The sequence below is a fragment of the Aminobacter sp. P9b genome (assembly GCF_045345995.1).
Lineage (GTDB): Bacteria > Pseudomonadota > Alphaproteobacteria > Rhizobiales > Rhizobiaceae > Aminobacter > Aminobacter niigataensis.
Genome location: NZ_CP150082.1, coordinates 1,248,815 through 1,273,332 on the forward strand (window position 1 = coordinate 1,248,815; position 24,518 = coordinate 1,273,332).

Genomic DNA, 24,518 nt, shown 5'->3' on the forward strand with positions numbered 1-24,518 from the left:
CAAGGGCCGCGGTTTTCCGCGGCCCTTTCCTTTAGATCACCGGCTTGTCCATCAGGCCGAGTTTTTCGCGCCTGAGCCAGCGCCAAAGAAGCAGAACCGAGACCACCGCGAGGCCCGTGAACAGGCCGATCCAGATACCACGGCCTTCGAAGCCGAAACGGAAGGCGAGGACGACGCCGAGCGGCAGGCCCACGCCCCAATAGCCTATTGCCGCGAGAATCATCGGCACCGTCGTGTCCTGCAGCCCGCGCAACTGGCCGGCCGACACAGCTTGGGCGCCGTCGACCACCTGGAACAGCGCCGCGAACACCAGAAAGCTGACCGCCAGGCCGATCACCTGGGCGTTGGCCGGGTCGCCGACGTCGATGAAGGCCGAAATCAGCAGATGCGGCCAGAACACCATCACCATCGCCATCAGCGCCATGAAGCCGACGCCGAGCACATAGGCGGTCCAGCCGGCGCGGGTGATGCCGTCATGGTCTTTTGCACCAAATGCCAGCCCGACGCGCACGGTGACGGCCTGGCCGAGGCCGAGCGGGATCATGAAGGTCACCGCGCAGATCTGGATGGCGATGGCATGCGCCGCGAGCGAAGCCGAATTGATCAGCCCCATCAGGAAGGCGGCGGCGTTGAAGATGGTGACCTCGAAGGCGAGGATGCCGGAGATCGGCGCGCCGAGCTTCAGCAACGCCATGAAACGCGGCCAGTCGGCCCGCCAGAAGCGTCCGAACAGCCGGTAGCGGCGGAACTTCTTTTCCGTCATCACCACGGCGGCCATGCCGACAAACATCATTGCACTGGCGATGCTGGTGGCTAGGCCGGAACCGGCGATACCCATCTCGGGGAAGCCCCACTTGCCGAACACCAGAAGCCAGTTGCCGAGCGCGTTGGCAGCAACGGCGATCGCCATGATGACCAGTGCCCAGCCGGGGCGCTCGAGCGCCGAGATGAACGAGCGCAAGACGATGTAGCCGAAGAATGGCAACGCCGCCCACTGCAGGTGGTGCACGTAGATACCGGCCTGTTCGGCGAGCTTGGGGTCCTGGCCCATGACGAGCAGGATCGCCTTGGTGTACCACAACAGGGCCCAGATCGGGATCGAGATGAGGACTGCCAGCCACAGGCCCTGGCGCACTGTGCGGCGGACATCGCGCACGGAATGGGCCTTGCGGCCGAGTTCCGCGGCCATCATCGGCGAGGTCGCATACATCAGGCCAAGCCCGAAGATCAGCGGTGCGAAATAGAGGTTCGAGCCGAGCGCGCCGGCGGCAAGCGCATCCGGCCCCAGCCGGCCGAGCATCATCACGTCGGTGGCGGTCATGGCGGTCTGCGCCAGGTTGGTGAGGATCATCGGCCAGGCGAGCGCGAGCATCGCGCGAAGCTCGTCGCGCCAAGGATTTGCCGGTGATTGCGCGCCGGTTTCGATCGCAGACATGTTTTCCGTCTTTCGTGCCGATTATCGCGAGAAATGCCGCCGATATCGTTCGATTCGGCCTCAAAACCTTCAGTTTTGCCTCGCCGTGGTCAGCTTTTGAAGCAAACCGCCCGACGTGGCAAGCCGTCACGGGCGCCAAGCATTGAGCCAGCAGGGTCGCGAATGCCCGCGCGCGGCGCGGCCGTTCAGCCGCCGAAGTCGGCGATTTCGGGCAGGATCCATTCGCGGAAGGCGCGGATCTTGGGCACGTTGCGGCGCGCTTCCGGATAGACCAGCCAGTAGGCATGGCCATCGTCGCCAAGCAGGTCGAAGGGCTGGATCAGCCGGCCCTCGGCGATCTCGTTGGTAAAGAACTTGCGCGTCAGGATCGCCACGCCCTGGCCGGCCATCGCCGCATTTGCCTCATAGGCCTGCGAGCCCATTGAGGTGTCGGGCCGTCCTTCCAGGCTGTCGCTCGGCACGTTCGCCAGTTCGAACCAGCGCTTCCACCAGACATCAGTCGGATCGAGGATGCGCAGCTTGAGCAGGTCGGCTGGCTCCTTCACCCCGCCGATGCTGTCGGCCAGGCGAGGGCTGAGCATCGGCGTATACTGGGCGCGGAAAAGCAGGTGGGAGACAAGGCCCGGCCAGGCACCGTCTCCGGAGCGGATGCCGATATCGACTTCCTCGCGCGCAAAATCGACCATGTGGCTGGATGTGTCGAGCCGCACGGCAATGGCGGGATGGCGCATCTGGAACGAGCCGATATGCCGGGCCAGCCAGTTGGAGGCGAAGGTCAGCACGGTGGAGATGCACAAGGTGCCGCCCGATCCGGCCCGCGCCGCGGCATAGGCCTCGCCCAGTATGTTGAAGGCGTCGCCGACGGCCGGCGCCAGGCGGCTGCCGGTTTCGGTCAGCACCACTTGCCTGGGTTTTCGCAAGAATAGCGGCGTGCCGACCCGCTCCTCCAGGAGCTTGATCTGGTAGCTGACCGCCGCCTGGGTCATGCCGAGCTCGGTCGCAGCCTTGGTGAAGCTGCCATGGCGCGCGGCAGCCTCGAAAACCCGTAGCGCCGTCAGCGGCGGCAGTTGCTGGCTCATGCCAGGGGCATCCTATGCATAAGGGCTCTTAATGGGTCGTGATCGACGTTCAATTGGAAATGCCAATCATTACAAACCAATATGTAGGCCAACGCATCAGCACTCTTCAAGCAACTCATAAGGATGACGATCATGGCCACGGTACAGGCAAGTCTTATCCATTGCGAGCAGATCAGCTGGACTGCGCGGCTGGCCGCCGTCTTCGGCGTGCGTGCCCGGCGGCGGGTCCTCGATGCCAGGGACCTCTCCGACCACCTCAAGCGCGATGTCGGGTTCCTCGACGGCAACAGCCCCTGCGGCCGGCGTCGCTGAAGGCCGGACGCACGCGCATGTGTCCTCTAAGGCCATATGAACGGTTCATTTCCGCCACCAAAGCTCCTATGAGCAATGGGGTGAACAAGGACCGGTCAGATGACACCGAAGGCAGTGTATTGGGATATGGACGGCACGCTGATCGACAGCGAGCCGCTGCACGAGCAATCGCTGGTCGCCGCACTGCGCAGCGTCGGCGTCGAGCCGCCAGTCGATCTGCACGCCCGCGTCGTCGGCCAGGCGGCGCGGCCGGTCTATGAGGTCTTGTGCGAACAATTCGGCCTCGGCCTGGAATTCGACGACTGGATCAACCTGAAATACAACCACTATATGAGGCATGCGCCGGGTCTTCTGCCGCGCGAGGGCGCGATGGAGATTTTCCGCGACCTCAAGGCGAGCGGCGTGATCCAAGCGATCGTCTCGAATTCCGACCGCATGGTGGTTGACGTCAATCTGCGTGCCGTCGGCCTTCACGAGCCGGCGATGAAGACTATCAGCCGCAACGACGTGCGCAACGGCAAGCCCGATCCCGAGCCCTATCTGCGCGCCGCCTGGCTGACCGGCATCGATCCGGTCGACACGGTGGTGATGGAAGACAGCGTCACGGGTGCCATCGCTGGCGTCGCCGCCGGCATGCGCACCATCTTCTGGCCGCAGGACAGGATCGATGGTCCTGCCGGCGCACTGATCGCGCATAGCGCCGCAGAGGTCAGGGAACTGCTCGGGCTGGACTGAGTTAGCTCCGGTACGTCGGCTCCTGCTCGTCGAGGATCGCCTTGAGCTCGGCGAGATGGCGTTCGGCCTGGCCGGGATAGTCCTCCTGCTCGAGTGCCGCCTTTTCGGCGATCTCGTCGGAGAGCGTGCGCAACGGCCGGCCAGTCCACAAGGCCTTGATGTAGGTCTCGCAGGCGCGTTCGAAATAATAGAGCCGGTTGAAGGTGTCGGCGACGCTGTCACCGATGACCAGCACGCCGTGATTGCCCATGATCATCACCTTGACCTTGGGATCGGAGAGCAGGCTGGAACAGCGCTCGCCCTCTTCCTCGAAGGCGAGCCCGCCATATTGGCCATCGACGACATGGCGGCGGAAGAAGATCGCCGTGTTCTGGTCGATCGGCGGCAGGGTGGAATCGGCCAGCGAGGCAAGCACGGTGGCGTGGATCGAATGCACATGCATGACGCAGCGCGCATGGGCGCAGTTGCGATGGACCGCACAATGCAGGCCCCAGGCGGTCGGGTCGGGTCGGGTGCGTTAGGCCCGCTCATCGTCTCGGGATCGTTGGCGTCGATCAAGAGCAGGTCGCTCGCCTTGATGCGCGAGAAATGCACCTGGTTGGGGTTCATCAGGAACTTCGAGCCGTCGGCGTTGACGGCGAGCGAAAAGTGGTTGGCCACCGCCTCATGCATGTTGAGCCGCGCCGTCCAGCGGAAGGCGCAGGCGAGGTCGACGCGCTCTTCGTAGAACGGCAGGTTGGTCTGCTTGAGCTGGGCGACGGCCATGTGTTCCTCCCTCTCTGGCTGGGGGGAAGAATGCCGCGTCATGTCAGGTGCGGCAACCGCCGCTCAGGCTGAAATCCGCTGGTCCAGCCGGAGCCCGCCATTCTCGACGATGAAGTCGATGACCGCTTCCAGTCCCTTGCCGCGCGACAGGTCGGTGAAGCCGAACGGCCGCTTGCCGCGCTGGCGGGCGGCGTCGGCTTCCATGACCTCGAGATCGACGTTCACATAGGGCGCGAGGTCGCTCTTGTTGATGACCAGGAAGTCGGAACGGGTGATGCCGGGGCCGCCCTTACGCGGGATCTCCTCGCCCTGGCAGACCGAGATGACATAGAGCGTGATGTCGGCGAGGTCTGGCGAGAAGGTTGCCGCGAGGTTGTCGCCGCCCGACTCGATGAAGACGATCTCGAGGTCGGGGAATTTGCGGTTCATCGCGGCGATGGCCTGGAGATTGATCGAGGCGTCCTCGCGGATGGCGGTGTGCGGGCAGCCGCCCGTCTCCACGCCCATGATGCGCTCTTCCGGCAGCGCCTGGAGGCGGGCGAGCAGCAGCGCGTCCTCCTTGGTGTAGATGTCGTTGGTGACGACGGCGATGGAGAACTCGTCGCGCAGCGCCTTGCACAGCTTTTCGGTCAGCGTCGTCTTGCCCGAGCCGACGGGCCCGCCGATGCCGATGCGAAGCGGGCCGTTTTTCGATGTCATGGCTGAAATCCCTTGATGGCGAGGAAGGCGAAGCCTGTGCCGACGAGCAGGCACAGCGGCGAATAATACAGCCGGTCGAGGCGGGCGAAGGGCATTTCCGGCGTCAGCCGACGCCACGCCGGGGTGAAGCCGGCGATGCCGCGACCCAGGAACACCAGCGCGATCATCAGCGCCGAAGCGGCGAGCCCTGCTCTCGGGAACGGCGTGGCGAAGACCCCGACCAACGCCAGCGGCCACAGCGTCGCCAGCAACAGGCAGGCGGCAACGGCAAAGCAGGCGAAGGGCGTCGGCATGGCGTCGATGCCACGGAAGCCGGCGACCGCACGGGCGCAGGACGCCTGGTCGGTGCCGGGCCAGACGCCGCCGAGGCCCCAATAGACATGCAGCGAGGTCAGGAGATAGAGCACCGTGGCAAGCGCGAAAGCGATCACGATCATGAGCGGAAGAGCCTTGAGTGCTGGGTTTCGTGGCGCATGGCCACGATGTCGGAGGTAAGCGCCGCCGAGCCGAGGTCGCCGAGGCTCGACGCCGCAGCGCGGGCGGCAACCGCAAGCGCCACCGGCTCGAACGCGGCAACGATGCCGGTCGCAGCTACCTGGCCGACGACGCCGAGGCGGATCGCCGCCTGCAGAAGATTGGTCGAGAACGCCTGCAGATAGGCCGCAAGCGCATCCTCGAGCGCGATGCCATTCGCGCCTGAAACCGCACCGACGGCGACGCAGTAAGGCCAATCGGCAGGCAGTTTTTCAAGCACCGGATGCGGCCAGGCGGCGGCGGCGGTAAGGAAGGCCTGTCCCTGCAGCATCGTTTCCATGTGGCGTTCGCGCGAGCCGGCGAGCGCCTCGCCGAGTTCGGCGATCTCGGCGAGATCGCCATCCTCTCGGGCGCGGCGCCACGCTTCGGCGAACAGCACGGCATCGTTCCAGCCGGAGCCGAGTTCGGCAAGGGCTGCCAGCCAGCCGGCAAGGTCGTCGCGGCTGGCGACAAGCCCGTCATGCACGGCGCGTTCGAGGCCGTGGCTGTAGGAGAAGCCGCCGACCGGGAACGCCGGCGACAGCCACGCCATCAGTCGCAGCAGCGCTGCACCCTTGCCGGGCTCAGTCATGGTGGTGATGGTGTCCGCCATGATGGTGGTTGTGATCGCCATGGTGGTGATCCCCATGGTCGTGCGCGTGACCGTGGCTTTGCCCATGGTCGTGGCCGTGACCGGAATAGGCGCCGCGCACTGGCTCGAACGGCTCCAGGATGTCGCTGACCTGGGCGCCGAGGCCCTCCAACATTGCCTTGATGACATGGTCGCGCAGGATGAGGATGCGGTCGGCTTCGATCGCCGCCGCCAGGTGCCGGTTGCCGATGTGCCAGGCAAGTTGCGTCAGGTGAACCGCATCATGGGTGCGGATTTCGTAGAGCTCTTCCTCGGCGGCAATGATCTCGGCGTGCCGGCCGTCGTCGAGCACCAGCACGTCGCCGGTTTCGAGCACGACGGGCTCGGGCAGGTCGACCAGCACGCGGTCGCCATGGACGAGTTCGACGGCGCGGCGGCGGATATGGCGTTCGTCATGGGCGAGCACGGCAAGGTCGAACGGCAGCTGGCGCTGCGCATCGGCACGGACGGCTTCGGCGCGAATGAGATGGGGAGCACGCAGCATCGGTAAGCTCTTCCTTTCACATGAAGTCGGGGTGTTAGCCGGTTCGGGCGATGGCGTCGAACAGGACCAAAACCGCGATATCTGACGGGTTACAGTAGCCGTGATGATGGCGTGATGGAATCGTCCGCTGCGGGTGGCGACAAAGTGCCACCAGCGCAGGTGGCTAGCATCTCGATTGCACCCAACTACTCCGGGAAGAATTCCAAATCGAGGACCTGACCAATGCTGAAAGTGCAATCTGACGGGAAAGCGTCTGCAAACAGTCCGGTTTCGGTGGCGGCGTTCGATCGTGCAAGCGCATATTCCTCGGCCAGAACCTTCCTCGGATAGCTGTTCAGGCTTGGGCTGTCCTTGACCACCCGCGAAATCCGCCAACGCTGTTCGGTAATCGTTGCTTTCCAGCTTCCCGCCCGCTGATCCGGCTGGAACCGCCACTTCAAAAGATGGACAAGCAGCACATTGAGCCTGCTTTCGATTTCGCGTTTGTCACTGCGCCCCGAGCTTTCGATCTCCTCGGCGAGATTTTCCCGGTCGAGCTCCTGCAGATTTCCCTCGCGCAGCAGCGCGCCTTGCTCTGCGCACCAGCGAGCATAATCGGCCTCGTAGGGCGTCAATTGCGGTTTGCCGAAAATCTTGTTCACGGCACGCATCCTGCGCCGAAATACGCATATCGCCAATAGATCTTGGCGTGGATGAAGTTCCCGTGCCCTTTGCCAATTGACCGGCCGTATTCGAGGTAACAAAAAACCCCGGCGCGCGGAGACGGCCGGGGTTTCGATCTTGGCGAGAACACTGAAGCTTATGCGGCTTCGGCGACGTCGTCGTTCTTGAGCGCCTCAAGAATGTTCTGCGGCGAGGAAACGCCGTAGGGATCGCTGTCGCAATTGTCGGAGAAGCCTTCTTCCTCGAACCACTTCTCGATGCGGCCGTTGTTGATGACGGCGGCGTAGCGCCACGAGCGCATGCCGAAGCCGACATTGTCCTTGGCAACCAGCATGCCCATCTTGCGGGTGAATTCGCCCGAGCCGTCCGGGATCAGCTTGACCTTGTCGAGGTTCTGCGACTTGCCCCAGGCGTTCATGACGAAGGCGTCGTTGACCGACACGCAGTAGATCTCGTCGATGCCCTGGGCCTGGAATTCGCCGAACAGCTTTTCGAAGTCGGGCAGCTGGTAGGTCGAGCAGGTCGGGGTGAAGGCGCCCGGCAGCGAGAACAGGACGACGCGCTTGCCGTCGAAATAGTCGGCCGAGGACTTGTCTTCCCAGCGGAAGGGATTGGGGCCGCCAACGGCCTCGTCGCGCACGCGGGTACGGAAGGTGACGGCAGGAACTTTTTTCCCGAACATGTAGAACTCCATTTCCAAGATAGCCGGAGCCCCCGATCTTGGGCTCGGGAGTCCTGCCGGATATTTTTGCTAGCGAGGGCTAGATAACAATTGGCCGGAGGCGGTTCCAGCATTGCCGGCGTGGCATCAGGTCGCGGGTGGACCTGACGTCAGAACAGGAAGTAGCGCTGCGCCATCGGCAGAACCGTCGCCGGCTCGCAGGTCAGAAGCTCGCCGTCGGCGCGCACCTCGTAGGTCTCGGGATCGACCTCCATCTGAGGCATTGCGTCGTTGAGGATCATCGAGCGCTTGCCGATGCCGCCGCGGGTGTTTTCGACCGCCACCATCTGCTTTTCGACGCCGATGCGCTCGCGCAGGCCGCCCTCCAGCCCGGCCTTCGAGACGAAGGTGATCGAACTGTGGGTCAGCGCCTTGCCGAAAGAGCCGAACATCGGGCGGTAGTGACTCGGCTGCGGCGTCGGGATCGAGCCGTTGGGGTCGCCCATGGGTGCGGTGGCGATCCAGCCGCCGAGCAGCACCATGTCGGGCTTGACGCCGAAGAACGCCGGGTTCCACAGCACGAGATCGGCGCGCTTGCCGACCTCGATCGAGCCGATCTCCCTCGACATGCCGTGCGCAATGGCCGGGTTGATGGTGTATTTGGCGATGTAGCGGCGGGCGCGGAAATTGTCGTTGTTGCCATTCTCGCCCGGCAATGCGCCGCGCTGGCGCTTCATCTTGTCGGCCGTCTGCCAGGTGCGGATGATCATCTCGCCGACACGGCCCATGGCCTGGCTGTCGGACGAGATCACCGAGAACGCGCCGAGGTCGTGCAGGATGTCCTCCGCCGCGATCGTCTCCTTGCGGATACGGCTTTCGGCAAAGGCGATGTCCTCGGGGATCGACGGCGACAAATGATGGCAGACCATCAGCATGTCGAGATGCTCGGCGATGGTGTTGACCGTGTAGGGCCGCGTCGGGTTGGTCGAGGCCGGGATCACGTTCGGATACTGGCAGACCTTGATGATGTCGGGGGCATGGCCGCCGCCGGCACCTTCGGTGTGGAACGAATGGATGGTGCGGCCCTTGAAGGCGGCGACCGTGTCCTCGACGAAACCGCCCTCGTTCAGCGTGTCGGAGTGGATGGCAACCTGGATGTCGTAGGCGTCGGCGACCGACAGGCAGGTGTCGATGGCCGCAGGCGTCGAGCCCCAGTCTTCGTGCAGCTTGAGCCCGCAGGCACCGGCCAGCACCATCTCCTCGAGTGCGCCCGGCAGCGAGGCGTTGCCCTTGCCGAACACGCCGATATTCATCGGCAGGCCGTCGAAGGCCTGGATGATGCGGGCGATGTTCCATGGTCCAGGCGTGCAGGTGGTGGCGAGCGTGCCGTGCGCCGGACCGGTGCCGCCGCCGACCATGCAGGTCACGCCGGAGTTCAACGCCTCGTCGACCTGCTGCGGCGAGATGAAATGGATGTGGGTGTCGATGCCGCCGGCGGTCAGGATCTTGCCTTCGCCGGCAATGATCTCGGTGCCGGGACCGATGATGATGGTGACGCCGGGCTGGGTATCGGGATTGCCTGCCTTGCCGATGGCGGCGATGCGGCCGTCCCTGAGCCCGACATCGGCCTTGTAGACGCCGGTGTGGTCGAGGATCAGCGCATTGGTGATGACGCAGTCCATCGCCCCCTGGGCGCGGCTGAGCTGGCTCTGGCCCATGCCGTCGCGAATGACCTTGCCGCCGCCGAACTTCACTTCCTCGCCGTAGACGGTGAAGTCGTTCTCGACCTCGATGAACAGCTCGGTGTCGGCGAGCCGGACCTTGTCGCCGACGGTCGGACCGAACATCCGGGCGTAATCGGGACGGGAGATGATTGCTGGCATCAGAGCTTTCCCATCACCTTTTTCTGGAAGCCGTAGACCTCGCGCTTGCCGCCCAGCGGCACCAGCGTGACGTCGCGCTCCTGGCCCGGTTCGAAGCGCACGGCGGTGCCGGCGGCGATGTCGAGCCGCATGCCGCGCGCCTTCTCGCGGTCGAATTTCAGGCCGTTGTTGGTCTCGTAGAAATGATAGTGGCTGCCGACCTGGATCGGCCGGTCGCCAGTGTTGGCGATCTTGAGCGTGACTGTCGGCTGGCCCTTGTTGAGCTCGATCGAGCCGGGGGCGGTTATGATTTCGCCGGGGATCATGGTGTCGCTCCTCAGGCTGCCGATTTCGGCGTGCAGCCTTCGGCTTTCAGCACGCGCTTGGTCGAGGCGGGATATTTCAAAAGCATGGCGGCGGGCCGGATCGGGCGGGCGGAAAAATTGCCGCCGCAATTGGGGCAGTTGCCGCCGAGCACGCCGTCAGCACAGTCCGTGCAGAAGGTGCATTCGAAGGTGCAGATCACCGCGTTTGTCGCCGCGGGCGGCAGGTCGCGGTCGCAGCATTCGCAATTGGGGCGCAGTTCGAGCATGGCGGCCTCAGCGGATCGGTTCGTGCACGGTGACCAGCTTGGTGCCGTCGGGGAATGTGGCTTCCACCTGGACGTCATGGATCATCTCGGCGATGCCGTCCATCACCTGGGCGCGGGTGATGACATGGGCGCCGGCCTCCATAAGCTCGGCAACAGGGCGGCCGTCGCGCGCGCCCTCGACGATGAAGTCGGAAATCAGCGCCACCGCTTCGGGATGGTTGAGCTTGACGCCGCGCTCGAGCCGCTTGCGCGCCACGATCGCCGCCATGGCGATCAGCAGCTTGTCCTTTTCCCTTGGCGTCAGGTTCATTCGCGCACCGAAATCCTAGAGTGACCACAGTCTGGGCAAGCCTGCCTGCCCATTGAGCAGGGCTACCAGGGGCATGAGTCGTTTACGTAGCTGGTAGCCGTCCTCGGCGGACAGCCTCGCAAGAAGCTTGCCAGTTCCGGCCACGTTCCAGGCGCTGACACCGCCATCGTCGCCGATGATTCGCCGCGCCGGCTCCACCAAGACCTCGGTTTCGTCGGAGATCAAGAGCAGCGTTGCCATGGCGATGCGCCCGCCGGCAGATGCCGGCTTGGCGAGCGTCGTTTCCATGTCGGGGCCGACGGAAAATTCTTCCGCGTGGACGAGCTTTCCCTCGCACCGAACGCGCCAGCGGTCGCGAAACAGGCCGTCCTTCGCGCGCTCGCCCATGGCGCTGCGGCCGAAGACCGTCGCTTCGACGATGAGCGCTTCGGCACCTCTAGCCATGTCGACATCGAGCGAACGGGAGAATGCGGAGCGGTCGAACACGATCGTCTCCTGTGGCAGCCATGCTAGCCGACCGCCTTCGCCAACCGTTAGCCGCACGTCCACTTCGGCCTGGCCGGCCAGCGCGCGGTAGACCTTTTCGCACGCCTGGGTGGTGATCGATGCCCGCGCGCCGGCCCCGACCGCAACCTCCCATCCGATGCGGTCACCGCCAGTCAGGCCACCAGCCATGTTGATCAGCACCGCCTCCAGCGGATCGCCCCCGGTATCGGGCAGCCTGATCTTGGCGGCGCCGTCCTGGTAGAGCCGGGCGAGGCGGCTGCGTCCGGCACGATGCTCGATCTCGATGCGGGCACGTGCCGCCACGCGTTGCGAGGAAATCGCTGCTGCGTCCGTCGCCGCGGACAAGGATGCGCTGATGGTCATGATGCCCTGAGGTTTAGCCGAGACGACGCGATTGTCGATATATAGCTTGTTGCCTCACGGCGTTTCGGTTTCTATAGAGAGATGCCTTTTTGGCTCATTTCGGGGGCGAACAGTGCAATTCGGGCTCGGAAAGGGCCCGACACGACGGTCGTGCGACGCCGGCCAATGTAAGAGAGTTCTGGGGAAGGGTACTGATGGCTGATCAGCTGGCAACGGAAATCATCGACAAGATCAAGGCGCATGCAGAGACCGGCGGCGAAGAGATCACGCTCGATACCGAATTGACCGCGCTCGGCATCCATTCTCTCGAACTGACCGAGATCATCTTCGATCTCGAAGAAGAATACGGCATCGAAATCGAGATGAACACGGCCGATGCCTGGAGCAGCCTCAAGAATGTCGGCGACATGGTCGAAGCCGTTCGCGCCCTGATTGCACAAAAAGCCTGAGATGAAGCGTCCCCGCATCGTCATTACCGGCATCGGCGGGCTGTGCGGGCTCGGCACCGACGCGCCTGCCATATGGGACTCCATGCGCGCTGGCCGCTCGGCCATCGGGCCGCTGACCAATGGCGCCCTGCATGAACTCAAGATCCGCATCGGCGCCGAAATCAAGCAACTGCCCGAGCACGGCATCGACCGCAAGCAGCTCGTTTCGATGGACCGCTTCAGCCTTCTCGCCGTCATCGCGGCCAAGGAAGCGATGCGCCAGTCCGGCCTGGTCGTCGACGAAAACAACACCAACCGCGTTGGCACCATCGTCGGCGTCGGCGTCTGCGGCTGGGAAGCGATCGAGGAAAACTATCGCGCCATCCTGCTCGAGGGCAAGAACCGCGCCGGCATCTTCACCGTGCCGAAGGTCATGCCGGGTGCTGCGGCCGGCCAGGTCAGCATGAACCTCGGCCTGCGCGGTCCCGTCTTTGGCGTCACATCCGCCTGCTCCTCGTCCAACCACGCCTTCGCAACCGCAATGGACCAGCTCCTGCTTGGTCGCGCCGATGCGATCGTTGCCGGCGGCACCGACGCACCGCTGGTGTGGGGCGTGATCAAGGGCTGGGAAGCCTTGCGTGTCGTTGCGCCCGACACCTGCCGGCCGTTCTCCGCCGACAGGCAAGGGCTGGTTCTCGGCGAGGGCGCCGGCATGGCCGTGCTCGAAACCTACGAACACGCCATCGCGCGCGGCGCGACCATCCTGGCCGAACTTGCCGGAACCGGCATGTCCGGCGATGCCTCCGACATCGTTGCACCGACGGTCGAAGGCCCGACCGCCGCCATGCGTGCCTGCCTGCTCGATGCCGGCCTGGCACCGGAAGAGGTCGATTACATCAACGCCCACGGCACCGGCACCAAGGCCAACGACCAGATCGAGACTGCAGCCATCAAGCGCGTGTTCGGCGCCCATGCGCACAAGCTGTCGGTGTCGTCGACCAAATCGATGCATGCCCATTGCCTCGGCGCCTCGGGCGCGCTCGAAATGATCGCCTGCGTCAATGCGGTGCGCGAGGGCCTGGTGCCGCCGACCGCCAATTATCGCGAGGCCGACGCCGACTGCGACCTCGACGTGACGCCCAACGTCGCCAAGGCTCGCCCGGTGCGGGTGGCGATCAGCAACGGCTTTGCCTTTGGCGGCACCAACGCCGTGGTGGCGGTGAAGGCGGCCTGACCGGCCGTCTTCGATCTCCCGGAGTCATATCTCCAGGTGTCATCTGGATAAAACAGCGCGCATGCATATTGATGACGCGCGCCTGCATGCCTAACTTTTGCATGCCCCACCATTCCGGCCAGCGCTTCGCGTCGGCCCACCCCACGAGGAACCGTCGATGAGCGATCTCACTCCATTTCCGATTGCTGCGCGCTGGCCGGCGCAACACCCGGACCGCATCCAGCTCTATTCGTTCCCGACGCCGAATGGCGTCAAGGTCTCGATCGCCCTCGAAGAGCTTGACCTGCCCTATGAGGCCCATGCCATCAACATCGGCAAGAACGAGAGCTGGACGCCGGAATTCCTGGCGCTGAACCCGAACGGCAAGATCCCGGCGATCATCGATCCCAACGGTCCGGGCGGCAAGCCGATCGGCCTGTTCGAGTCGGGCGCCATCCTGCTATATCTCGCCGAAAAGACCGGCCGCCTGATCCCGGCCGACCGGGTGCGGCACTACGAGACCGTGCAGTGGGTGTTCTTCCAGATGGCTTCGGTCGGCCCGATGTTCGGCCAGCTCGGCTTCTTCCATAAATTCGCCGGCCGGGAGATCGCCGACAAGCGTCCGCTCGAGCGCTACCGCGACGAGTCGCGCCGCCTGCTCGGCGTGCTCGACCAGCGGCTCGCCGGCCGCAAGTGGATCATGGACGATGACTTCACCATAGCCGACATTTCCCTGCTCGGCTGGGTGCGCAACCTGATCGGCTTCTATGAAGCGGGCGACATCGTCGGCTTCAAGAGCTTTGAGAATGTCGCGGCGTGGCTGGAACGCGGCCTGGCACGGCCGGCGGTGCAGGCTGGGCTGAACATCCCGGCGCGCTCCTGAGCACCGGCGTCAAGCGAAGGCGCAGGTGCCTACTTGGCCTTCGCTTTCGCCTTGCCGCCGTCGCGGGTGATCACTGAGGCGGCAATGCCGGCTACGCCGCTTGCCACACCCTTGACCTTGCGCATCACCCGTGCGGCCACCGATGGCCGCTTGTCGGCAACGGCCTTCTTCGGACTGGCTGCCTTCGCGGGCTTTTCAGCTGCCGGTGTGACTTTTTTTGGCGCTGCCTTGCCGAATGCCGGCTTGGCTGCGTCTTTCGACCGTTCGGCCATTGCCGGGCCTGCACCCGCCTTCGACTGAAGTGCCTTGCCCGACCTGGGGGCAGCTTTCTTTGCCTTGGTAGCCATGGCTGTCGCCTCGCTGTTGCGCATGTCCGGACCCGCATTTGCAGGTCGTCCGCATGTCAGACAACGGGCAGTTGGCGCTTCGGTTCCGCTTGCGCTCAGATCACCAGATCGGCCTTGCGCCGCGCGGCGAGCACGCGGTCGATGTTGGGCATGTCGTTGCTGTCGATCCAGTTGCGGGCGTCGGCGTCGGATCGGCCATGCTCGCGCCAGCGTTCGACCAGGCGCCGCTCGAGCTCCTCGCGTGGCGCATCGACGAAGATGGTGAAGTCGAACAATGAGTCGAGCCGCTGCCAGGGTTCCTCGTCGAGCAGCAGATAATTGCCTTCGACAAGGATGAACTTGACGTCGGCGCCGACGATCTCCGCTCCCGCGCGCGACAGCTCGATGCTGCGGTCGAAAACCGGGATGGCGATGTCGGGCTCCGCGGCCCGCAACCGCTTGAGCAGCACCTCGAAGCCGGCGAAGTCGAAGGTTTCGGGCGCGCCCTTGCGCGCGCTCAGGCCGCGCGTCTCGAGCACCTTGTCGTCGAAGTGGAAGCCATCCATCGGCACCACGGCTGCCGAGCCTTCGGGCAGCACGTCGCGCAGCGCCGACGACAGCGTCGACTTGCCCGAACCGGGCGGCCCGGCGATGCCGATCACGAAGCGCTCGGCATGATGGGCGCGCTTGAAAAGGGTGGCGGCGATATGGGCTATCTCTGACATGGGCCTTCCCGATGGTCTCGTTTGGCATCCTGCTGGAGCATCAGACAAAATTGAGGCGGCGAAGGTTCCAGTTCAAGTGCGTTTTGCAATTCGCAGGAACGCATCGTCGAATGAGGTCTCACGGCTGCTGCCATCTGCGAACGTCAGCCGAAGCCTTCCTTCGCTGGGAGCAATCGAAACCGGCGGCTGGCCGCCCTCCAGCGGCAGCGCGCCGACGATCTGGCGGAAAGCAACATCCCCGCCGAGCGCAAAGGCGGTTTCCACGCCTTCGCGCCGCAGCCAGTTGTCGCCGAGCGACGCGGCATGGCCGATCGCCGTGCGGCCATCCTCGATGCCGAGAACGCCGGCACGGCCGTTCCACGGTGCGTAGAAGCGGCCGCCATTGCTGATCCACAGCATAGTCACGGGCAGCTCGGCCGGGTTCTTCAGCACCAGCACGACGTCGGCTTCGGCCTTGCGCGCCACCGCAGTCCAGCCCATGCCGCCGTGATCGGCCTCGACCAGCGTGACGAAATCCTCGTGCCGGCGGCTGGCGCTGAAGTCGGTGAGGTCGACCTCGCCGCCGGATGCGGCGGGGAAGCGTGCCGGATCCGCGCTGCGGGCGGGATAGGCGAGCAGATGGCTGCCGCGGGCCGGGTCGGGCTCGGTCGCGTCCGGCGGCGTCGCCGCCAGCCGCTTCGGCGAAAACGCCAGCCTCCCGCCCGCCCGCATCTCGGTCATTGGATGGTGGGCGACGGAGATCGCGCCCGAACCGCCGGTAAAGCTGTGTTCCTGGTAGAGGAACGGATGGCCGTCGCGCAGGATCAGCGTCTTTTCGACCACAGCGCCCATCACCTTGTGCTGCAGCCGGAAGCTGGCGCGTCGACCGCCCGAAATGGCTTCGTCGGAGACGAGATCCCATGCGCTGTTGGCCGGCCAGCCGTGCAGCGGTGCCGCCTCGACGTCGCTGCGCGAAAACGGCGCGCAGAGGAAATCGCCCGACAGCCTGACAACGCCCGCCGGCAGCCCTTCCGGCAGGTCCGGCCTGTCGATCCATGGCGCGCGGTGCAACGGCCTGATTCGGCGTCCGCCGGCTTCGATGGCGAGATCGGCGACGTGGCCGACCGACAGGTCCAGTGCGACGGAAATGCCCTCGGCCTGCAATCGATGCACGTTCATCTGCCAAATCACCCGCTGTTGCTGTCCCAGACAAGCCGCTTTTTCACGGCCGGCGCAAGCTTGCAGGTGTAACCAATAGTCAACACCGCTGGCGCAACATGCGTCTGGCGCGATGAGCCAAATGGACGGCTTGTCCCACATTCTGTAGTTTCCGGCTGTTGTTGCCGGCCGGCATCCCACTCAGCCAGAGTTCTTGGCGACCACCGACAGGTTTTTCCTTGTTAGCCCAAGCCTTCCTGCTTCCGCTCTCCTTCAGGTCCCTCCGGCGCCCTGTGCCCGCCCTGTTTCGCCAACTGGCGGCGCTGCTTGCCGTGGCAGCCTTGCTCGCCGGCTGCGCTACCACGGAAACGCTCAGTGTGGCCCCGCCGGCCGCGCCGGAAAAATATGCGGCCATCGTCGTCGACGCCACCAACGGGCGTACGCTGTTCCAGGCCTATTCGACGGCGCCGCGCTATCCCGCCTCGCTGACCAAGATGATGACGCTCTACCTGACCTTCGAGGCGATGCAGCAGGGGCGGGCGTCCAAGACCACGCTGATCCCGGTGTCGGAGAATGCCCGCTCGCAGCCGCCCTCCAAGCTCGGTTTCAAGCGCGGCGAGCAGATCGAGCTGGAAGCGGCGGTCCGCGCCCTGGCGACCAAGTCGGCCAACGACGTGGCGGTAGCTGTCGGGGAGTATCTCGGCGGCTCGGAGGAGGGTTTTGCCCGCCTGATGACGTCGAAGGCACGCCAGCTCGGCATGACCGCGACGGTGTTCCGCAATGCGTCGGGCCTGCCCGACGCCGCCCAGCGCACCACCGCACGCGACATGGCCGTGCTCGGCATGGCGCTGCGCAAGCATTTTCCGCAGCATTACTATTATTTCTCCGCCACCGACTTCAATTTCCGCGGCAAGCGGGTGCGCGGCCACAACGACCTGCTCGGCCGGGTCAATGGCGTCGACGGCATCAAGACCGGCTACATCAGGGCGTCGGGCTTCAACATCGTCACCTCGGTCAATGCCGATGGCCGCAAGCTGGTGATTGTCGTGATGGGTGGCGACAGCGCACGCAAGCGCAATGCCCATGTCGAGGAACTGATCGTGCGCTACATGCCGCAAGCTTCGGGCGGCAGCCTGGCCTCGTCGCTGTTCCAGCCGGCGGCGCAGCCCGTGCCGATGCCGACCGAGACGGCGGTCGCGATGCCGGCCGTCACGTCGATGCCGGCACCCGTCGCTGCAGCGGCCCCGGCTTCAGGTCCGGTGCCGATGGCCGAAGTCTACTGATGCGCATCCCCGGCGATTGATCTGCCGGGGAGCTTGCGTAGTCAGCGACCCGTCGCTCAGGCCGGCGCCTTGTATTGTGCGTCGCTGACATGCTCGAGCCAGTCGACGGCGCGGCCGTCCTGCGCTTCCTGGATCGCGATGTGCGACATCGCCGTGGTGGCCGCGGCACCATGCCAGTGCTTTTCGCCGGGCGCGAACCAGACGACGTCGCCGTTGCGGATTTCCAGCACCTCGCCGCCCCAGACCTGGACCCAGCCGCAGCCTGAAGTGACGACCAGCGTCTGGCCGAGCGGATGGGTGTGCCATGCCGTGCGCGCGCCGGGCTCGAAGGTGACGTTGACGGCGCGCACCATGGCCGGTGCCGGCGCCTCGATGATCGGGTCCTGGCGCACCGCGCCGGTGAAATAGTCGGGCGAGGGCGTTGCCGACGGCCGCGATCCGCAGCGTTTGATGTCCATTCCAAGATCTCCTTCAAGACAGATGGCGGGGGTATCGCGGTTGCCAGCCGGCTGCAGGGCTGGTTTGCCTTGCCTGAGCTTATGGCTGTTTCCTGACCGGCGCCATCCAATGCTGCCATGACGCATCTTCGGTCGGCTTCGGCCGGCTTGGCCGCAGTCAAAGTCCGTGGGAGCCAGGGTCAATCGGCAAAAGCCACCGCTGCCCGACCGCTGGTCAGGTCAGCGATCATCCTGGTGACCGCCGCGGCGTCGGCCTCGGGCAGGGCGAGGGTCAGCACAGCGCCGGTGGCGGTGAATGTCTCGGCGATGGTGCGGACGCCCGGCAGCGCCGCGAGCCGGGCCTGGACGATCGCCAGGTCGGCGAATTCAAGCGTCGCCACGGCCTCGACGGTAACCACCAGCGGCACCTTGGCCGCTGCGCGCAGGCAGGCCAATGCGGAGCCGCCATAGGCGCGGACCAGCCCGCCGGTGCCGAGGAGCACGCCGCCGAACCAGCGCGTGACGACCACCGCGACATTGTCGAGCGCCTGGCCGTCGAGCGCCTGCAGGATCGGCTTGCCCGCCGTGCCACTCGGCTCGCCGTCATCGCTGAAGCGGTATGCCTGCCCGACGCGCCAGGCCCAGCAATTGTGGTTCGCGCCTGCATCCGAATGGGCCGAGATGAACGCCTTGGCCGTGGCCTCGTCGGCCACGGGACCGGCGACGGCCAGGAAGCGGCTCTTCTTGACGTCCTGGGCGAAACTTTCGATCTGCGCGAGGGTGAACATGTCAGCCGCGTTAGACAATGCGCGGCGATGATCGTCAATTGCGCCGGCATCGGCATCACGGTGGCGCCAGCCCGCCCGGCACTGCGTGCCGCAGTTGCATTTGCCGGCGTCCGTGCTTGTCGCGCGATTTGCCACTTCCCCCGTTGAAGCCAGCCGCCGCATCGGTTATGAACGCGCGTCGTCCGGTGCGCCGGATGGTGGTCCGCGGTCAGCCTGCGGACGAGCACCCGTAGCTCAGCTGGATAGAGCGCTGCCCTCCGAAGGCAGAGGTCACAGGTTCGAATCCTGTCGGGTGCGCCAATCTTTTCAACAACTTAGGTCAGATTTGGGAAGCGCTGAAAATCTCAGTGTCACCAAATAGTCACCATGAGGCTGTTGAAGGATGACCGCGAACACACCTCGCCTGCGAATGACCGACAAGCGCCGGCAGCACATCTTCTCGGAGAACTGCACCGGCCACAACGTCGCGCCCTGCTGCATCTGCGGGAAGCCCATCCACCGCCATAACGACCGCTGGATCGTCGAGCATAAGCGCGCCTTGGCATTGCTCGGACCAGACACCAATACCAACTGCGGCCCGGCGCACTACGACTGCGCCCAGGTGAAGACCCACACCGAAGACTTGCCCCGTATCAGGAAAGCGAAGCGCCAGCAGGCGCGGCACGAAGGGACGCATAAACCATCCCGAGGCTTCAAGCGGCCGGACGGGCTAGTCTACGATTGGCAGAAGCGCCGGTACGTGCGAGAAAATGCCCCCAGCGAATGAGGGCGCGCGATGCCAATAAAAGCCGAAGACGGGGAAACCCGTGAGTTCTTGGTGATACCGCCAGCGGGCGCATGGTTTGACACAAGACGACGCGAGATCGCCATAGAGCTCGAACGCCGGTTCCCAGACATGAAATTCACGGTGACCGTGGAGTCAAGCGAACAGGACGAAAGGGCCTTCAAGCTCATCCCCATACTGGGCGCGGCGGACGGCAACACGCCAATGCTGAAATGGCCGTCCATGGACGTCATCGAGGACGTGTTGAATTGCCTGGCGGGGTTCATTGTGCAGTCGGAGACGAAGCCTCTCCTTCATTGAACAGGAAGAGATGCGACTATGTCGAGCACCGGACACGTCCTACCCGAACGGAAAATGCCGAAGCTGATCGTCGTCGCCGCCTTCAACCGCGACGAGGAAGGCGACTTGAAGCCAGCGTTTGATCCACGCCAGATGCAGAGCGAGGATGCTGCCATCCGCCTGGCCAAGATGATCGAAAGCGAACATGCCGGCGTGATCGCGTGGAGCCGAGAGGCAAACCCGGCCATTGGCGAATATGGCGAGCCGACGATCCTCTACCAGGCTGGCGAAGTCCCCGACATGGAATGATGGGACGACGTCATTGTGGGTCCCATTTCACCCGTGGGTTCTTCCGATCCTCTAGGATCGTCTGGTCTATCCAAGACCGACCCTTGTCTATGGTGGGGAAGAGGCCCCTGTAGTTGCAACCGTTGGGGTTGGTGACAAACGCTATGTAGGGACCAACCGGCATATCGGTTTTGTAGCAGGACCAAGCATAGCCATCCGTTTCTTGGCCGCGCACTTCCTCGGACTGTGCCATGCTGATTTCCTTGCTCTCCGCCTGCCCACATTCAAGCACCTGCTAGACCCCAAGAAAAGCCCCGTGATCCGAAACGAATAAGCCCGCCGTATTGCTACGACGGGCTCAAGCCTCTGGGGGCGTGCTGAGGGAAGCTCAAGGGGGATCTGTCATTTCCCTCACCACCCGATCAGACTGATGCACCAGCCATTAACAAGAAGTTAACGCCTAGGGCGGCGTTCGGCTCTGCTTGTCGTTGACGATTGATTGCAGCGTGGCGGTCAAGGCGGCCACGGTGTTCGACAGGCCGACGATACTGTCCTGCACCCGGTCAAGGCGCGTCAGCGTGGCGCTCTGGAACTTCTCGCTCGATGCCGCATCCTGCACCTGCTTCGTCTCGACGGCGATCAGCCGATCCGAGAGCTTCAGCGCAAGTTGCGAAGCCTCTTGCGCCGAATGCTGCGTCTGGTTGATCTGCGTTTGCAGCATCTCTAGCTGCGCGTCCTGCCAACTCGAATAGAGCCACAGGAGCAGCCCGAGGGTCGGCAGCGCCAAGGCCATGGAGAGTCTTGCCACTGCCAGCAGCAGCACGTTGCTTGCGATCCGTTCCGATGTCGTCATGCTTTCCATCCGCACCAAAGTTGGCCCTTGAAGTTATGGCCGTTGATCTCGTCCAGTTCGGCGCGCGGCGTCTCTGGCGTTGCGTCACGGCGCGGCGAGTTATGGTCGCACCAGACTTCTCGGGGATCTGCGACGGGCTGCACGGAGGCGCAGCCGGTCAGCAGCAGGATCAGGATTAGCGCTTTGCCCACCGCATCGCCTCCTTGGTGGCCTCGGCGTCCGAGAGGTCGCGCGCTCGTCGGTCGGCGTCGGTCGCCTCACGGTCCATCTCAAGACGATCCTCGGCAGCGACCAGTTTTTCAGCCGCCTGCTTTCGCTCTTGAAGGCGGGCGCCGCGGCTGTTGCCAGTGATGAACGCAATCAGCGCGGCCACCACGCCGCCCATGATCGCCAGCAGCGTCGGGTTGCCGATGAGGAAGCCGAGGACGCTCATAGGTCTGGCTCCCGGCGACGGCGCAGGTACTCGGTCATCAGCCCATTGGCCACCAGCAGCCAAGGGAACCACTCGGACGGGATGACCGGCTGGAGGACCGACGGATCAACGAAGGTGACGGTCACAGCGACCGCGCCGGCCACCGCCTGAAGGCGAGCCCAGAAGATGGTTTCGCTGTCCTTGAAGAAGCGTTTAATACGGCACCACATGGTCAGTGTTCCTTTCGGGAGAAGAGCGCGGCGAGCGCCTTGGCGATGAGTTGGAGGACGAAGCGGAAGCCTTTGGCGGGTTCGCCAGGGGCGGTGCCCGGAGGCGGTGCAATCGGCTCGGAAGGCTTGGGGTTGCTGGGTTTAGGGGCGGTGCTCGGTTCGGGTGGGATCACCAGGGGCGGCGCCTTGACGCCGATGTACGCGGCCGCGCGGAGGGCATTGGCGAAGGCCACGGCATAGCCGGCCACCGTGTCGCCGTTTGCTTCGACGTCACCATTGATGATCGCGCGGGCGCCGCGGTAATTCGGCTGGTCGCCGTTGAGAAAGTCGGCCAGCTTCTTTCCGGTGAACAGGCCACCCTTCATGCCGAGGATCAGGATACGGGCCGAGATGCCGGGCTGAAGGGCAAGGTCAGGGTTGCCGAGCAGATCGAGCCCAAGCAGCTTGCCGAAGCGCTCGTAGTTCTCCCGGCCTGTCGTCTGTGGGTAGCCGCGCCCCCTATAGGTCCAGCCGTCGTTCGGGCCGACATTGCCCATGCGACCGCCATAGACCTTGTTGGCGAGCCCTTGCGGGTTGCGGACGTAGGGCAGCGCATCGCCGAGCCGAGGGAAGCGCTGCGGCCAGACAGCCTTGATGCGCTCGGCCGACGAATAGGTCAGGTTCTCGACCTTCGGCGCCATGGCCGACCCCACCTCATGATAGGGCGTGGCCAGCACATAGGCCGCATGCCGAAGCGGCAGGCCGGCTGACTGGATCTCGTCAAGGATCGCTTCGAGGTTGGCGACCTGGCTTGTGGTGAGCGACGTTCCGAACACGCCAGACGAGCGCGCGCGCAAGGCCGCGTAGAACTTGCTACGGTCCATGGGACTTCCTCAGATTGTGGTCGGGATTTTCGTCCGGCGAGTTGCCGGCTTCACTTATGAGGCGGCGAGGATTTCGCGCGCGCGCGCCGCCCCGAAGAGGCCAGTCGCAACATTTTCCAGAAGCGGCCAAAGCTCGTGGTCGTTCCGGTACGACGACGCTGACCTGAAAATGTTCTGGACCCGCACCGGCTGCGTTGCCATGGCGGCTTCCACTTGGTCAGCTTCGGCATTCGTCAGGCGCGACCAGAGGTCAACCGGGTACAGGACGATTACAGGCGCGGGCGCCGGCCCCCATCGGTCGCCTAGCCAAGGCTGCGTAGCGCTCTCCGGGGCGGTGGGCACTTCTATCGACCCAGAGGGCGGGGCTGCTCCTTCGAAGCCGCCGATGTAAACGCCCTGCGCATTGACGTAGTACTTTGTCATAGTCCTGCCCTCACTCCAAAGTTCCAGCTCGCCGCAACAAGATTGCCGAAAGCTCCGGTGGTCTTGCTGTAGTAGCCGTATGATGCGGTGGTGTTTTCGAACCGGATATTGAGGTTCGTTGCATCCGGTACGATGACGAACCGGGCTGGGTTCATCGGAATGATGTCGCCAACCGCGTAGCCTTGGGACGCCGTCACGCAGATGAAGTACGGGAAGATGAAAGTCGGGATATCGCCCAGGCCATGCGCTAGGGTGAGCGTTCCGCCGGCGGTGATTACGCTAAGCCCGCTCTCGTACATAGGCTTGGCAAAGGTCGGCGTTGCCCATTGGGGGGCGGTGGCGCCAGGGTTCATAATCAGCGATTGGAGCCCCGTACCCTTCGCCAACCTGGCCAACGTCCGAGCAGCGGTGGCGTAGAAGATATCGCCTGCGGCCACCGATGCAGGGAGCCTAGGGAACACACTCGGGGCGGCACCGTCGCCGATCACGAGGGCTTCCGTGGTGGTATCAAGCTGGATGTCGCCGGACGCAGTTGGCGCGGCCGCCGCGCTCTGCTTAAGCGTGAGTGTCGGGGTGGTGACCGTCGGACTGGTCAGCGTCTTGTTGGTGAGCGTCATCGCGGCAGATGCAATGCCCGCCTTAATGCTGGCCCAAGACACCTTCGACAGAGCCCATGACCACTCACTGTCCGCTATGCCGAACTCGTCAGCATCCACCAGGGTGGTCTTAGTGCCGGATCCGTGTATCCACCCAGCCACGGTGTTGGTCAGGTTCGTCCAGATAGCCAGAGACTTGCGATACCAGTGGAAGGCCGAGAAGAGCCCGGGAGTGACCTCGACGTCCTCCGGGTTCGTCGCCCATTTCTGAGCGTTCGTCTCGGCCAATTGCGCTGCGGTCACATTTGCAGGGATGCCGGGGATGTCAGGGGCGAGCCCGGCAACCGTCGCTATTTCATCAGCGATCCCCGCGACCGCAACGAAGTTCGGGTCTGCAAGCACAGCCTGCGCCGCATCTGCTGCCGCCTGAGCTGCCGCCGCATTGCTGCCGCTGTCACTGGAAAGCGTCTCGCTGATCGTGATCGCGTCCGTGCCGACGATGATGGGATTGACCCCGATCACCCGATAGTCACGACCGCCGTTGGCCGTACCGTCTGTGACAGTGACCCGCGTGCCGTTCGCAATATCACGCTTGCTGTCGAAGTCTCGCGCTCGCTGCCAGGCGCCAGAATTCGCGATCCAGATGCCGTTCTCCGAAGGAGCGGTCTGGTTCTTCACAAGCACCCGGTCGTCGGCGACAAGCACAACGCTATCGACTGTCAGTAACCCTGACAGAGCGATGTTGGCGGTGGTGGCTACACGGCACGGCGCCTTGTATGCTACCGTTTCGCCTGAACCAGTAATCTGGTCGGTAAAGACTGTTGCCACGGGTGGGGCCTCCATGGGGAAAAGTGCGGGGAAAGTTGAATTGGCCTGGCTGCATCTCAAGGATGCCGCGCCGTGGGGCTGGATTTTCTTTGGCGCGTTTATGTGTGTTC

The 24,518-nt window shown here is 64.4% G+C and carries 34 protein-coding genes, 1 tRNA gene and 1 pseudogene; 10 read left to right on the plus strand and 26 right to left on the minus strand.

The features are described from left to right. Window positions 1-31 precede the first annotated feature (31 nt). Window positions 32-1,435, minus strand: coding sequence for an MATE family efflux transporter (locus WHT83_RS06040; RefSeq protein WP_406873266.1), 1,404 nt, complete (start codon window positions 1,433-1,435; stop codon window positions 32-34). Between the two features lie 185 nt (window positions 1,436-1,620). After that, window positions 1,621-2,514 carry a transcriptional regulator GcvA gene (gcvA, locus tag WHT83_RS06045; RefSeq protein WP_406873267.1) on the minus strand — a complete coding sequence of 298 codons (894 nt, stop codon included), beginning with the start codon at window positions 2,512-2,514 and terminating at the stop codon, window positions 1,621-1,623. A gap of 132 nt (window positions 2,515-2,646) precedes the next feature. Between gcvA and WHT83_RS06050 the strand changes: the two genes are divergently transcribed. Continuing rightward, a complete protein-coding gene (locus WHT83_RS06050; RefSeq protein WP_108609581.1) occupies window positions 2,647-2,826 on the plus strand; it encodes a hypothetical protein in 180 nt (59 codons plus the stop codon). Between the two features lie 99 nt (window positions 2,827-2,925). After that, window positions 2,926-3,561 (plus strand): HAD family phosphatase, encoded by a 636-nt coding sequence (locus tag WHT83_RS06055; protein ID WP_108605747.1) that lies wholly within the window; start codon window positions 2,926-2,928, stop codon window positions 3,559-3,561. Window position 3,562: 1 nt separating this feature from the next. Here WHT83_RS06055 and WHT83_RS06060 read toward each other — a convergent pair. From WHT83_RS06060 to WHT83_RS06115, 12 genes and pseudogenes are all read right to left on the minus strand, one after another. After that, window positions 3,563-4,326: pseudogene (locus WHT83_RS06060) on the minus strand (class II aldolase and adducin N-terminal domain-containing protein). A 63-nt stretch (window positions 4,327-4,389) separates the two neighbouring features. After that, a complete protein-coding gene (gene ureG, locus WHT83_RS06065; protein WP_108605745.1) occupies window positions 4,390-5,025 on the minus strand; it encodes an urease accessory protein UreG in 636 nt (211 codons plus the stop codon). Continuing rightward, window positions 5,022-5,462 (minus strand): DUF3995 domain-containing protein, encoded by a 441-nt coding sequence (locus WHT83_RS06070; protein ID WP_406873268.1) that lies wholly within the window; start codon window positions 5,460-5,462, stop codon window positions 5,022-5,024. Before WHT83_RS06070 ends, ureG begins: the two co-directional genes overlap by 4 nt. After that, entirely contained in the window at window positions 5,459-6,217 is a 759-nt protein-coding gene (locus tag WHT83_RS06075) for an urease accessory protein UreF (protein WP_406873269.1), read from the minus strand. Before WHT83_RS06075 ends, WHT83_RS06070 begins: the two co-directional genes overlap by 4 nt. Then, window positions 6,123-6,674 carry an urease accessory protein UreE gene (locus WHT83_RS06080; protein ID WP_406873270.1) on the minus strand — a complete coding sequence of 184 codons (552 nt, stop codon included), beginning with the start codon at window positions 6,672-6,674 and terminating at the stop codon, window positions 6,123-6,125. The genes WHT83_RS06075 and WHT83_RS06080 overlap by 95 nt, the downstream gene beginning before the upstream one ends. 185 nt (window positions 6,675-6,859) lie before the next feature. Beyond that, the gene (locus WHT83_RS06085; RefSeq protein WP_406873271.1) at window positions 6,860-7,315 is read right to left on the minus strand and encodes a DUF29 domain-containing protein; all 456 of its coding nucleotides are present in this window, start codon (window positions 7,313-7,315) and stop codon (window positions 6,860-6,862) included. A gap of 158 nt (window positions 7,316-7,473) precedes the next feature. Beyond that, window positions 7,474-8,019 carry a peroxiredoxin gene (locus WHT83_RS06090; protein ID WP_108609579.1) on the minus strand — a complete coding sequence of 182 codons (546 nt, stop codon included), beginning with the start codon at window positions 8,017-8,019 and terminating at the stop codon, window positions 7,474-7,476. Between the two features lie 149 nt (window positions 8,020-8,168). Continuing rightward, window positions 8,169-9,881, minus strand: coding sequence for an urease subunit alpha (gene ureC / locus WHT83_RS06095; RefSeq protein ID WP_406873272.1), 1,713 nt, complete (start codon window positions 9,879-9,881; stop codon window positions 8,169-8,171). Continuing rightward, the gene (locus tag WHT83_RS06100) at window positions 9,881-10,186 is read right to left on the minus strand and encodes an urease subunit beta (RefSeq protein ID WP_108605740.1); all 306 of its coding nucleotides are present in this window, start codon (window positions 10,184-10,186) and stop codon (window positions 9,881-9,883) included. The genes ureC and WHT83_RS06100 overlap by 1 nt, the downstream gene beginning before the upstream one ends. An 11-nt stretch (window positions 10,187-10,197) precedes the next feature. Beyond that, window positions 10,198-10,452 (minus strand): DUF1272 domain-containing protein, encoded by a 255-nt coding sequence (locus WHT83_RS06105; RefSeq protein ID WP_406873273.1) that lies wholly within the window; start codon window positions 10,450-10,452, stop codon window positions 10,198-10,200. 7 nt (window positions 10,453-10,459) lie between these two features. Beyond that, window positions 10,460-10,762 carry an urease subunit gamma gene (locus WHT83_RS06110; protein ID WP_108605738.1) on the minus strand — a complete coding sequence of 101 codons (303 nt, stop codon included), beginning with the start codon at window positions 10,760-10,762 and terminating at the stop codon, window positions 10,460-10,462. A gap of 15 nt (window positions 10,763-10,777) precedes the next feature. Then, entirely contained in the window at window positions 10,778-11,632 is an 855-nt protein-coding gene (locus tag WHT83_RS06115) for an urease accessory protein UreD (RefSeq protein ID WP_406873274.1), read from the minus strand. A gap of 194 nt (window positions 11,633-11,826) precedes the next feature. On the opposite strand from WHT83_RS06115, the gene WHT83_RS06120 reads away from it, so the two are divergent. The 3 genes from WHT83_RS06120 (at window position 11,827) to WHT83_RS06130 (ending at window position 14,156) form a co-directional block, all read left to right on the plus strand. Then, complete coding sequence (locus WHT83_RS06120) at window positions 11,827-12,081, plus strand: acyl carrier protein (RefSeq protein ID WP_108605736.1); 255 nt, start codon at window positions 11,827-11,829, stop codon at window positions 12,079-12,081. 1 nt (window position 12,082) lies between these two features. Next, the gene (locus WHT83_RS06125; RefSeq protein WP_406873275.1) at window positions 12,083-13,294 is read left to right on the plus strand and encodes a beta-ketoacyl-[acyl-carrier-protein] synthase family protein; all 1,212 of its coding nucleotides are present in this window, start codon (window positions 12,083-12,085) and stop codon (window positions 13,292-13,294) included. 157 nt (window positions 13,295-13,451) lie between these two features. Further along, window positions 13,452-14,156, plus strand: a complete 705-nt coding sequence (locus tag WHT83_RS06130) for a glutathione S-transferase family protein (protein ID WP_183263036.1) — start codon at window positions 13,452-13,454, stop codon at window positions 14,154-14,156. Between the two features lie 29 nt (window positions 14,157-14,185). On the opposite strand, the gene WHT83_RS06135 is transcribed toward WHT83_RS06130, so the two are convergent. From WHT83_RS06135 to WHT83_RS06145, 3 genes are all read right to left on the minus strand, one after another. Continuing rightward, the gene (locus tag WHT83_RS06135) at window positions 14,186-14,503 is read right to left on the minus strand and encodes a hypothetical protein (RefSeq protein ID WP_406873276.1); all 318 of its coding nucleotides are present in this window, start codon (window positions 14,501-14,503) and stop codon (window positions 14,186-14,188) included. Between the two features lie 95 nt (window positions 14,504-14,598). Further along, on the minus strand, window positions 14,599-15,207 hold the full coding sequence (locus tag WHT83_RS06140; protein ID WP_108605733.1) for a nucleoside triphosphate hydrolase: 609 nt from the start codon (window positions 15,205-15,207) through the stop codon (window positions 14,599-14,601). 72 nt (window positions 15,208-15,279) lie between these two features. Further along, the gene (locus WHT83_RS06145; RefSeq protein WP_406873938.1) at window positions 15,280-16,365 is read right to left on the minus strand and encodes a hypothetical protein; all 1,086 of its coding nucleotides are present in this window, start codon (window positions 16,363-16,365) and stop codon (window positions 15,280-15,282) included. A 272-nt stretch (window positions 16,366-16,637) separates the two neighbouring features. Here WHT83_RS06145 and WHT83_RS06150 point away from each other — a divergent pair, with 272 nt between their 5' ends. Beyond that, window positions 16,638-17,627: a D-alanyl-D-alanine carboxypeptidase family protein gene (locus WHT83_RS06150; protein WP_406873277.1), complete on the plus strand. Its 990-nt coding sequence runs from the start codon at window positions 16,638-16,640 to the stop codon at window positions 17,625-17,627. A 56-nt stretch (window positions 17,628-17,683) separates the two neighbouring features. Here WHT83_RS06150 and WHT83_RS06155 read toward each other — a convergent pair whose 3' ends face one another. Both WHT83_RS06155 and WHT83_RS06160 read right to left on the minus strand, forming a co-directional pair. Continuing rightward, window positions 17,684-18,085 (minus strand): cupin domain-containing protein, encoded by a 402-nt coding sequence (locus tag WHT83_RS06155; protein ID WP_183263034.1) that lies wholly within the window; start codon window positions 18,083-18,085, stop codon window positions 17,684-17,686. 179 nt (window positions 18,086-18,264) lie between these two features. Continuing rightward, entirely contained in the window at window positions 18,265-18,852 is a 588-nt protein-coding gene (locus WHT83_RS06160; protein WP_406873278.1) for an IMPACT family protein, read from the minus strand. A gap of 223 nt (window positions 18,853-19,075) precedes the next feature. On the opposite strand from WHT83_RS06160, the gene WHT83_RS06165 reads away from it, so the two are divergent. From WHT83_RS06165 to WHT83_RS06180, 4 genes are all read left to right on the plus strand, one after another. Continuing rightward, window positions 19,076-19,152, plus strand: a tRNA-Arg gene (locus WHT83_RS06165). A gap of 82 nt (window positions 19,153-19,234) precedes the next feature. Next, window positions 19,235-19,618: a hypothetical protein gene (locus WHT83_RS06170; RefSeq protein WP_406873279.1), complete on the plus strand. Its 384-nt coding sequence runs from the start codon at window positions 19,235-19,237 to the stop codon at window positions 19,616-19,618. 9 nt (window positions 19,619-19,627) lie between these two features. Next, window positions 19,628-19,936 (plus strand): hypothetical protein, encoded by a 309-nt coding sequence (locus WHT83_RS06175; RefSeq protein ID WP_406873280.1) that lies wholly within the window; start codon window positions 19,628-19,630, stop codon window positions 19,934-19,936. Window positions 19,937-19,990: 54 nt separating this feature from the next. Continuing rightward, complete coding sequence (locus WHT83_RS06180) at window positions 19,991-20,224, plus strand: hypothetical protein (protein ID WP_406873281.1); 234 nt, start codon at window positions 19,991-19,993, stop codon at window positions 20,222-20,224. A gap of 439 nt (window positions 20,225-20,663) precedes the next feature. Here the strand turns inward: WHT83_RS06180 and WHT83_RS06185 are convergent, their stop codons facing one another. The 7 genes from WHT83_RS06185 to WHT83_RS06215 are packed head-to-tail and all read right to left on the minus strand — an operon-like array spanning window position 20,664 to window position 24,408. Next, the gene (locus WHT83_RS06185; protein WP_406873282.1) at window positions 20,664-21,065 is read right to left on the minus strand and encodes a hypothetical protein; all 402 of its coding nucleotides are present in this window, start codon (window positions 21,063-21,065) and stop codon (window positions 20,664-20,666) included. Further along, window positions 21,053-21,247, minus strand: coding sequence for a hypothetical protein (locus tag WHT83_RS06190; RefSeq protein WP_406873283.1), 195 nt, complete (start codon window positions 21,245-21,247; stop codon window positions 21,053-21,055). The genes WHT83_RS06185 and WHT83_RS06190 overlap by 13 nt, the downstream gene beginning before the upstream one ends. Continuing rightward, complete coding sequence (locus WHT83_RS06195; protein ID WP_406873284.1) at window positions 21,232-21,489, minus strand: hypothetical protein; 258 nt, start codon at window positions 21,487-21,489, stop codon at window positions 21,232-21,234. Before WHT83_RS06195 ends, WHT83_RS06190 begins: the two co-directional genes overlap by 16 nt. Further along, entirely contained in the window at window positions 21,486-21,698 is a 213-nt protein-coding gene (locus tag WHT83_RS06200; RefSeq protein WP_406873285.1) for a hypothetical protein, read from the minus strand. Before WHT83_RS06200 ends, WHT83_RS06195 begins: the two co-directional genes overlap by 4 nt. Before the next feature lie 2 nt (window positions 21,699-21,700). Then, window positions 21,701-22,561 (minus strand): hypothetical protein, encoded by an 861-nt coding sequence (locus WHT83_RS06205; protein ID WP_406873286.1) that lies wholly within the window; start codon window positions 22,559-22,561, stop codon window positions 21,701-21,703. A gap of 54 nt (window positions 22,562-22,615) precedes the next feature. Continuing rightward, window positions 22,616-22,984, minus strand: a complete 369-nt coding sequence (locus WHT83_RS06210) for a hypothetical protein (RefSeq protein ID WP_406873287.1) — start codon at window positions 22,982-22,984, stop codon at window positions 22,616-22,618. Beyond that, on the minus strand, window positions 22,981-24,408 hold the full coding sequence (locus WHT83_RS06215; protein WP_406873288.1) for a hypothetical protein: 1,428 nt from the start codon (window positions 24,406-24,408) through the stop codon (window positions 22,981-22,983). The genes WHT83_RS06210 and WHT83_RS06215 overlap by 4 nt, the downstream gene beginning before the upstream one ends. Window positions 24,409-24,518: the final 110 nt, after the last annotated feature.

Excerpts from the sequence above, each read along its gene's own strand:
- WHT83_RS06175 (WP_406873280.1), top strand. The coding sequence starts at position 19,628 with ATGCCAATAAAAGCCGAAGACGGGGAAACCCGTGAGTTCTTGGTGATA.
- WHT83_RS06195 (WP_406873284.1), bottom strand. The coding sequence starts at position 21,489 with ATGAGCGTCCTCGGCTTCCTCATCGGCAACCCGACGCTGCTGGCGATC.
- WHT83_RS06170 (WP_406873279.1), top strand. The coding sequence starts at position 19,235 with ATGACCGCGAACACACCTCGCCTGCGAATGACCGACAAGCGCCGGCAG.
- ureC (WP_406873272.1), bottom strand. The coding sequence starts at position 9,881 with ATGCCAGCAATCATCTCCCGTCCCGATTACGCCCGGATGTTCGGTCCG.
- WHT83_RS06140 (WP_108605733.1), bottom strand. The coding sequence starts at position 15,207 with ATGTCAGAGATAGCCCATATCGCCGCCACCCTTTTCAAGCGCGCCCAT.
- WHT83_RS06040 (WP_406873266.1), bottom strand. The coding sequence starts at position 1,435 with ATGTCTGCGATCGAAACCGGCGCGCAATCACCGGCAAATCCTTGGCGC.
- WHT83_RS06050 (WP_108609581.1), top strand. The coding sequence starts at position 2,647 with ATGGCCACGGTACAGGCAAGTCTTATCCATTGCGAGCAGATCAGCTGG.
- WHT83_RS06115 (WP_406873274.1), bottom strand. The coding sequence starts at position 11,632 with ATGACCATCAGCGCATCCTTGTCCGCGGCGACGGACGCAGCAGCGATT.
- WHT83_RS06205 (WP_406873286.1), bottom strand. The coding sequence starts at position 22,561 with ATGGACCGTAGCAAGTTCTACGCGGCCTTGCGCGCGCGCTCGTCTGGC.
- WHT83_RS06145 (WP_406873938.1), bottom strand. The coding sequence starts at position 16,365 with ATGAACGTGCATCGATTGCAGGCCGAGGGCATTTCCGTCGCACTGGAC.
- WHT83_RS06210 (WP_406873287.1), bottom strand. The coding sequence starts at position 22,984 with ATGACAAAGTACTACGTCAATGCGCAGGGCGTTTACATCGGCGGCTTC.
- gcvA (WP_406873267.1), bottom strand. The coding sequence starts at position 2,514 with ATGAGCCAGCAACTGCCGCCGCTGACGGCGCTACGGGTTTTCGAGGCT.
- WHT83_RS06135 (WP_406873276.1), bottom strand. The coding sequence starts at position 14,503 with ATGGCTACCAAGGCAAAGAAAGCTGCCCCCAGGTCGGGCAAGGCACTT.
- WHT83_RS06120 (WP_108605736.1), top strand. The coding sequence starts at position 11,827 with ATGGCTGATCAGCTGGCAACGGAAATCATCGACAAGATCAAGGCGCAT.
- WHT83_RS06110 (WP_108605738.1), bottom strand. The coding sequence starts at position 10,762 with ATGAACCTGACGCCAAGGGAAAAGGACAAGCTGCTGATCGCCATGGCG.
- WHT83_RS06130 (WP_183263036.1), top strand. The coding sequence starts at position 13,452 with ATGAGCGATCTCACTCCATTTCCGATTGCTGCGCGCTGGCCGGCGCAA.
- WHT83_RS06055 (WP_108605747.1), top strand. The coding sequence starts at position 2,926 with ATGACACCGAAGGCAGTGTATTGGGATATGGACGGCACGCTGATCGAC.
- WHT83_RS06155 (WP_183263034.1), bottom strand. The coding sequence starts at position 18,085 with ATGGACATCAAACGCTGCGGATCGCGGCCGTCGGCAACGCCCTCGCCC.
- WHT83_RS06090 (WP_108609579.1), bottom strand. The coding sequence starts at position 8,019 with ATGTTCGGGAAAAAAGTTCCTGCCGTCACCTTCCGTACCCGCGTGCGC.
- WHT83_RS06075 (WP_406873269.1), bottom strand. The coding sequence starts at position 6,217 with ATGGGCAAAGCCACGGTCACGCGCACGACCATGGGGATCACCACCATG.
- WHT83_RS06100 (WP_108605740.1), bottom strand. The coding sequence starts at position 10,186 with ATGATCCCCGGCGAAATCATAACCGCCCCCGGCTCGATCGAGCTCAAC.
- WHT83_RS06160 (WP_406873278.1), bottom strand. The coding sequence starts at position 18,852 with ATGTTCACCCTCGCGCAGATCGAAAGTTTCGCCCAGGACGTCAAGAAG.
- WHT83_RS06080 (WP_406873270.1), bottom strand. The coding sequence starts at position 6,674 with ATGCTGCGTGCTCCCCATCTCATTCGCGCCGAAGCCGTCCGTGCCGAT.
- WHT83_RS06180 (WP_406873281.1), top strand. The coding sequence starts at position 19,991 with ATGCCGAAGCTGATCGTCGTCGCCGCCTTCAACCGCGACGAGGAAGGC.
- WHT83_RS06200 (WP_406873285.1), bottom strand. The coding sequence starts at position 21,698 with ATGTGGTGCCGTATTAAACGCTTCTTCAAGGACAGCGAAACCATCTTC.
- WHT83_RS06105 (WP_406873273.1), bottom strand. The coding sequence starts at position 10,452 with ATGCTCGAACTGCGCCCCAATTGCGAATGCTGCGACCGCGACCTGCCG.
- WHT83_RS06070 (WP_406873268.1), bottom strand. The coding sequence starts at position 5,462 with ATGATCGTGATCGCTTTCGCGCTTGCCACGGTGCTCTATCTCCTGACC.
- ureG (WP_108605745.1), bottom strand. The coding sequence starts at position 5,025 with ATGACATCGAAAAACGGCCCGCTTCGCATCGGCATCGGCGGGCCCGTC.
- WHT83_RS06125 (WP_406873275.1), top strand. The coding sequence starts at position 12,083 with ATGAAGCGTCCCCGCATCGTCATTACCGGCATCGGCGGGCTGTGCGGG.
- WHT83_RS06185 (WP_406873282.1), bottom strand. The coding sequence starts at position 21,065 with ATGGAAAGCATGACGACATCGGAACGGATCGCAAGCAACGTGCTGCTG.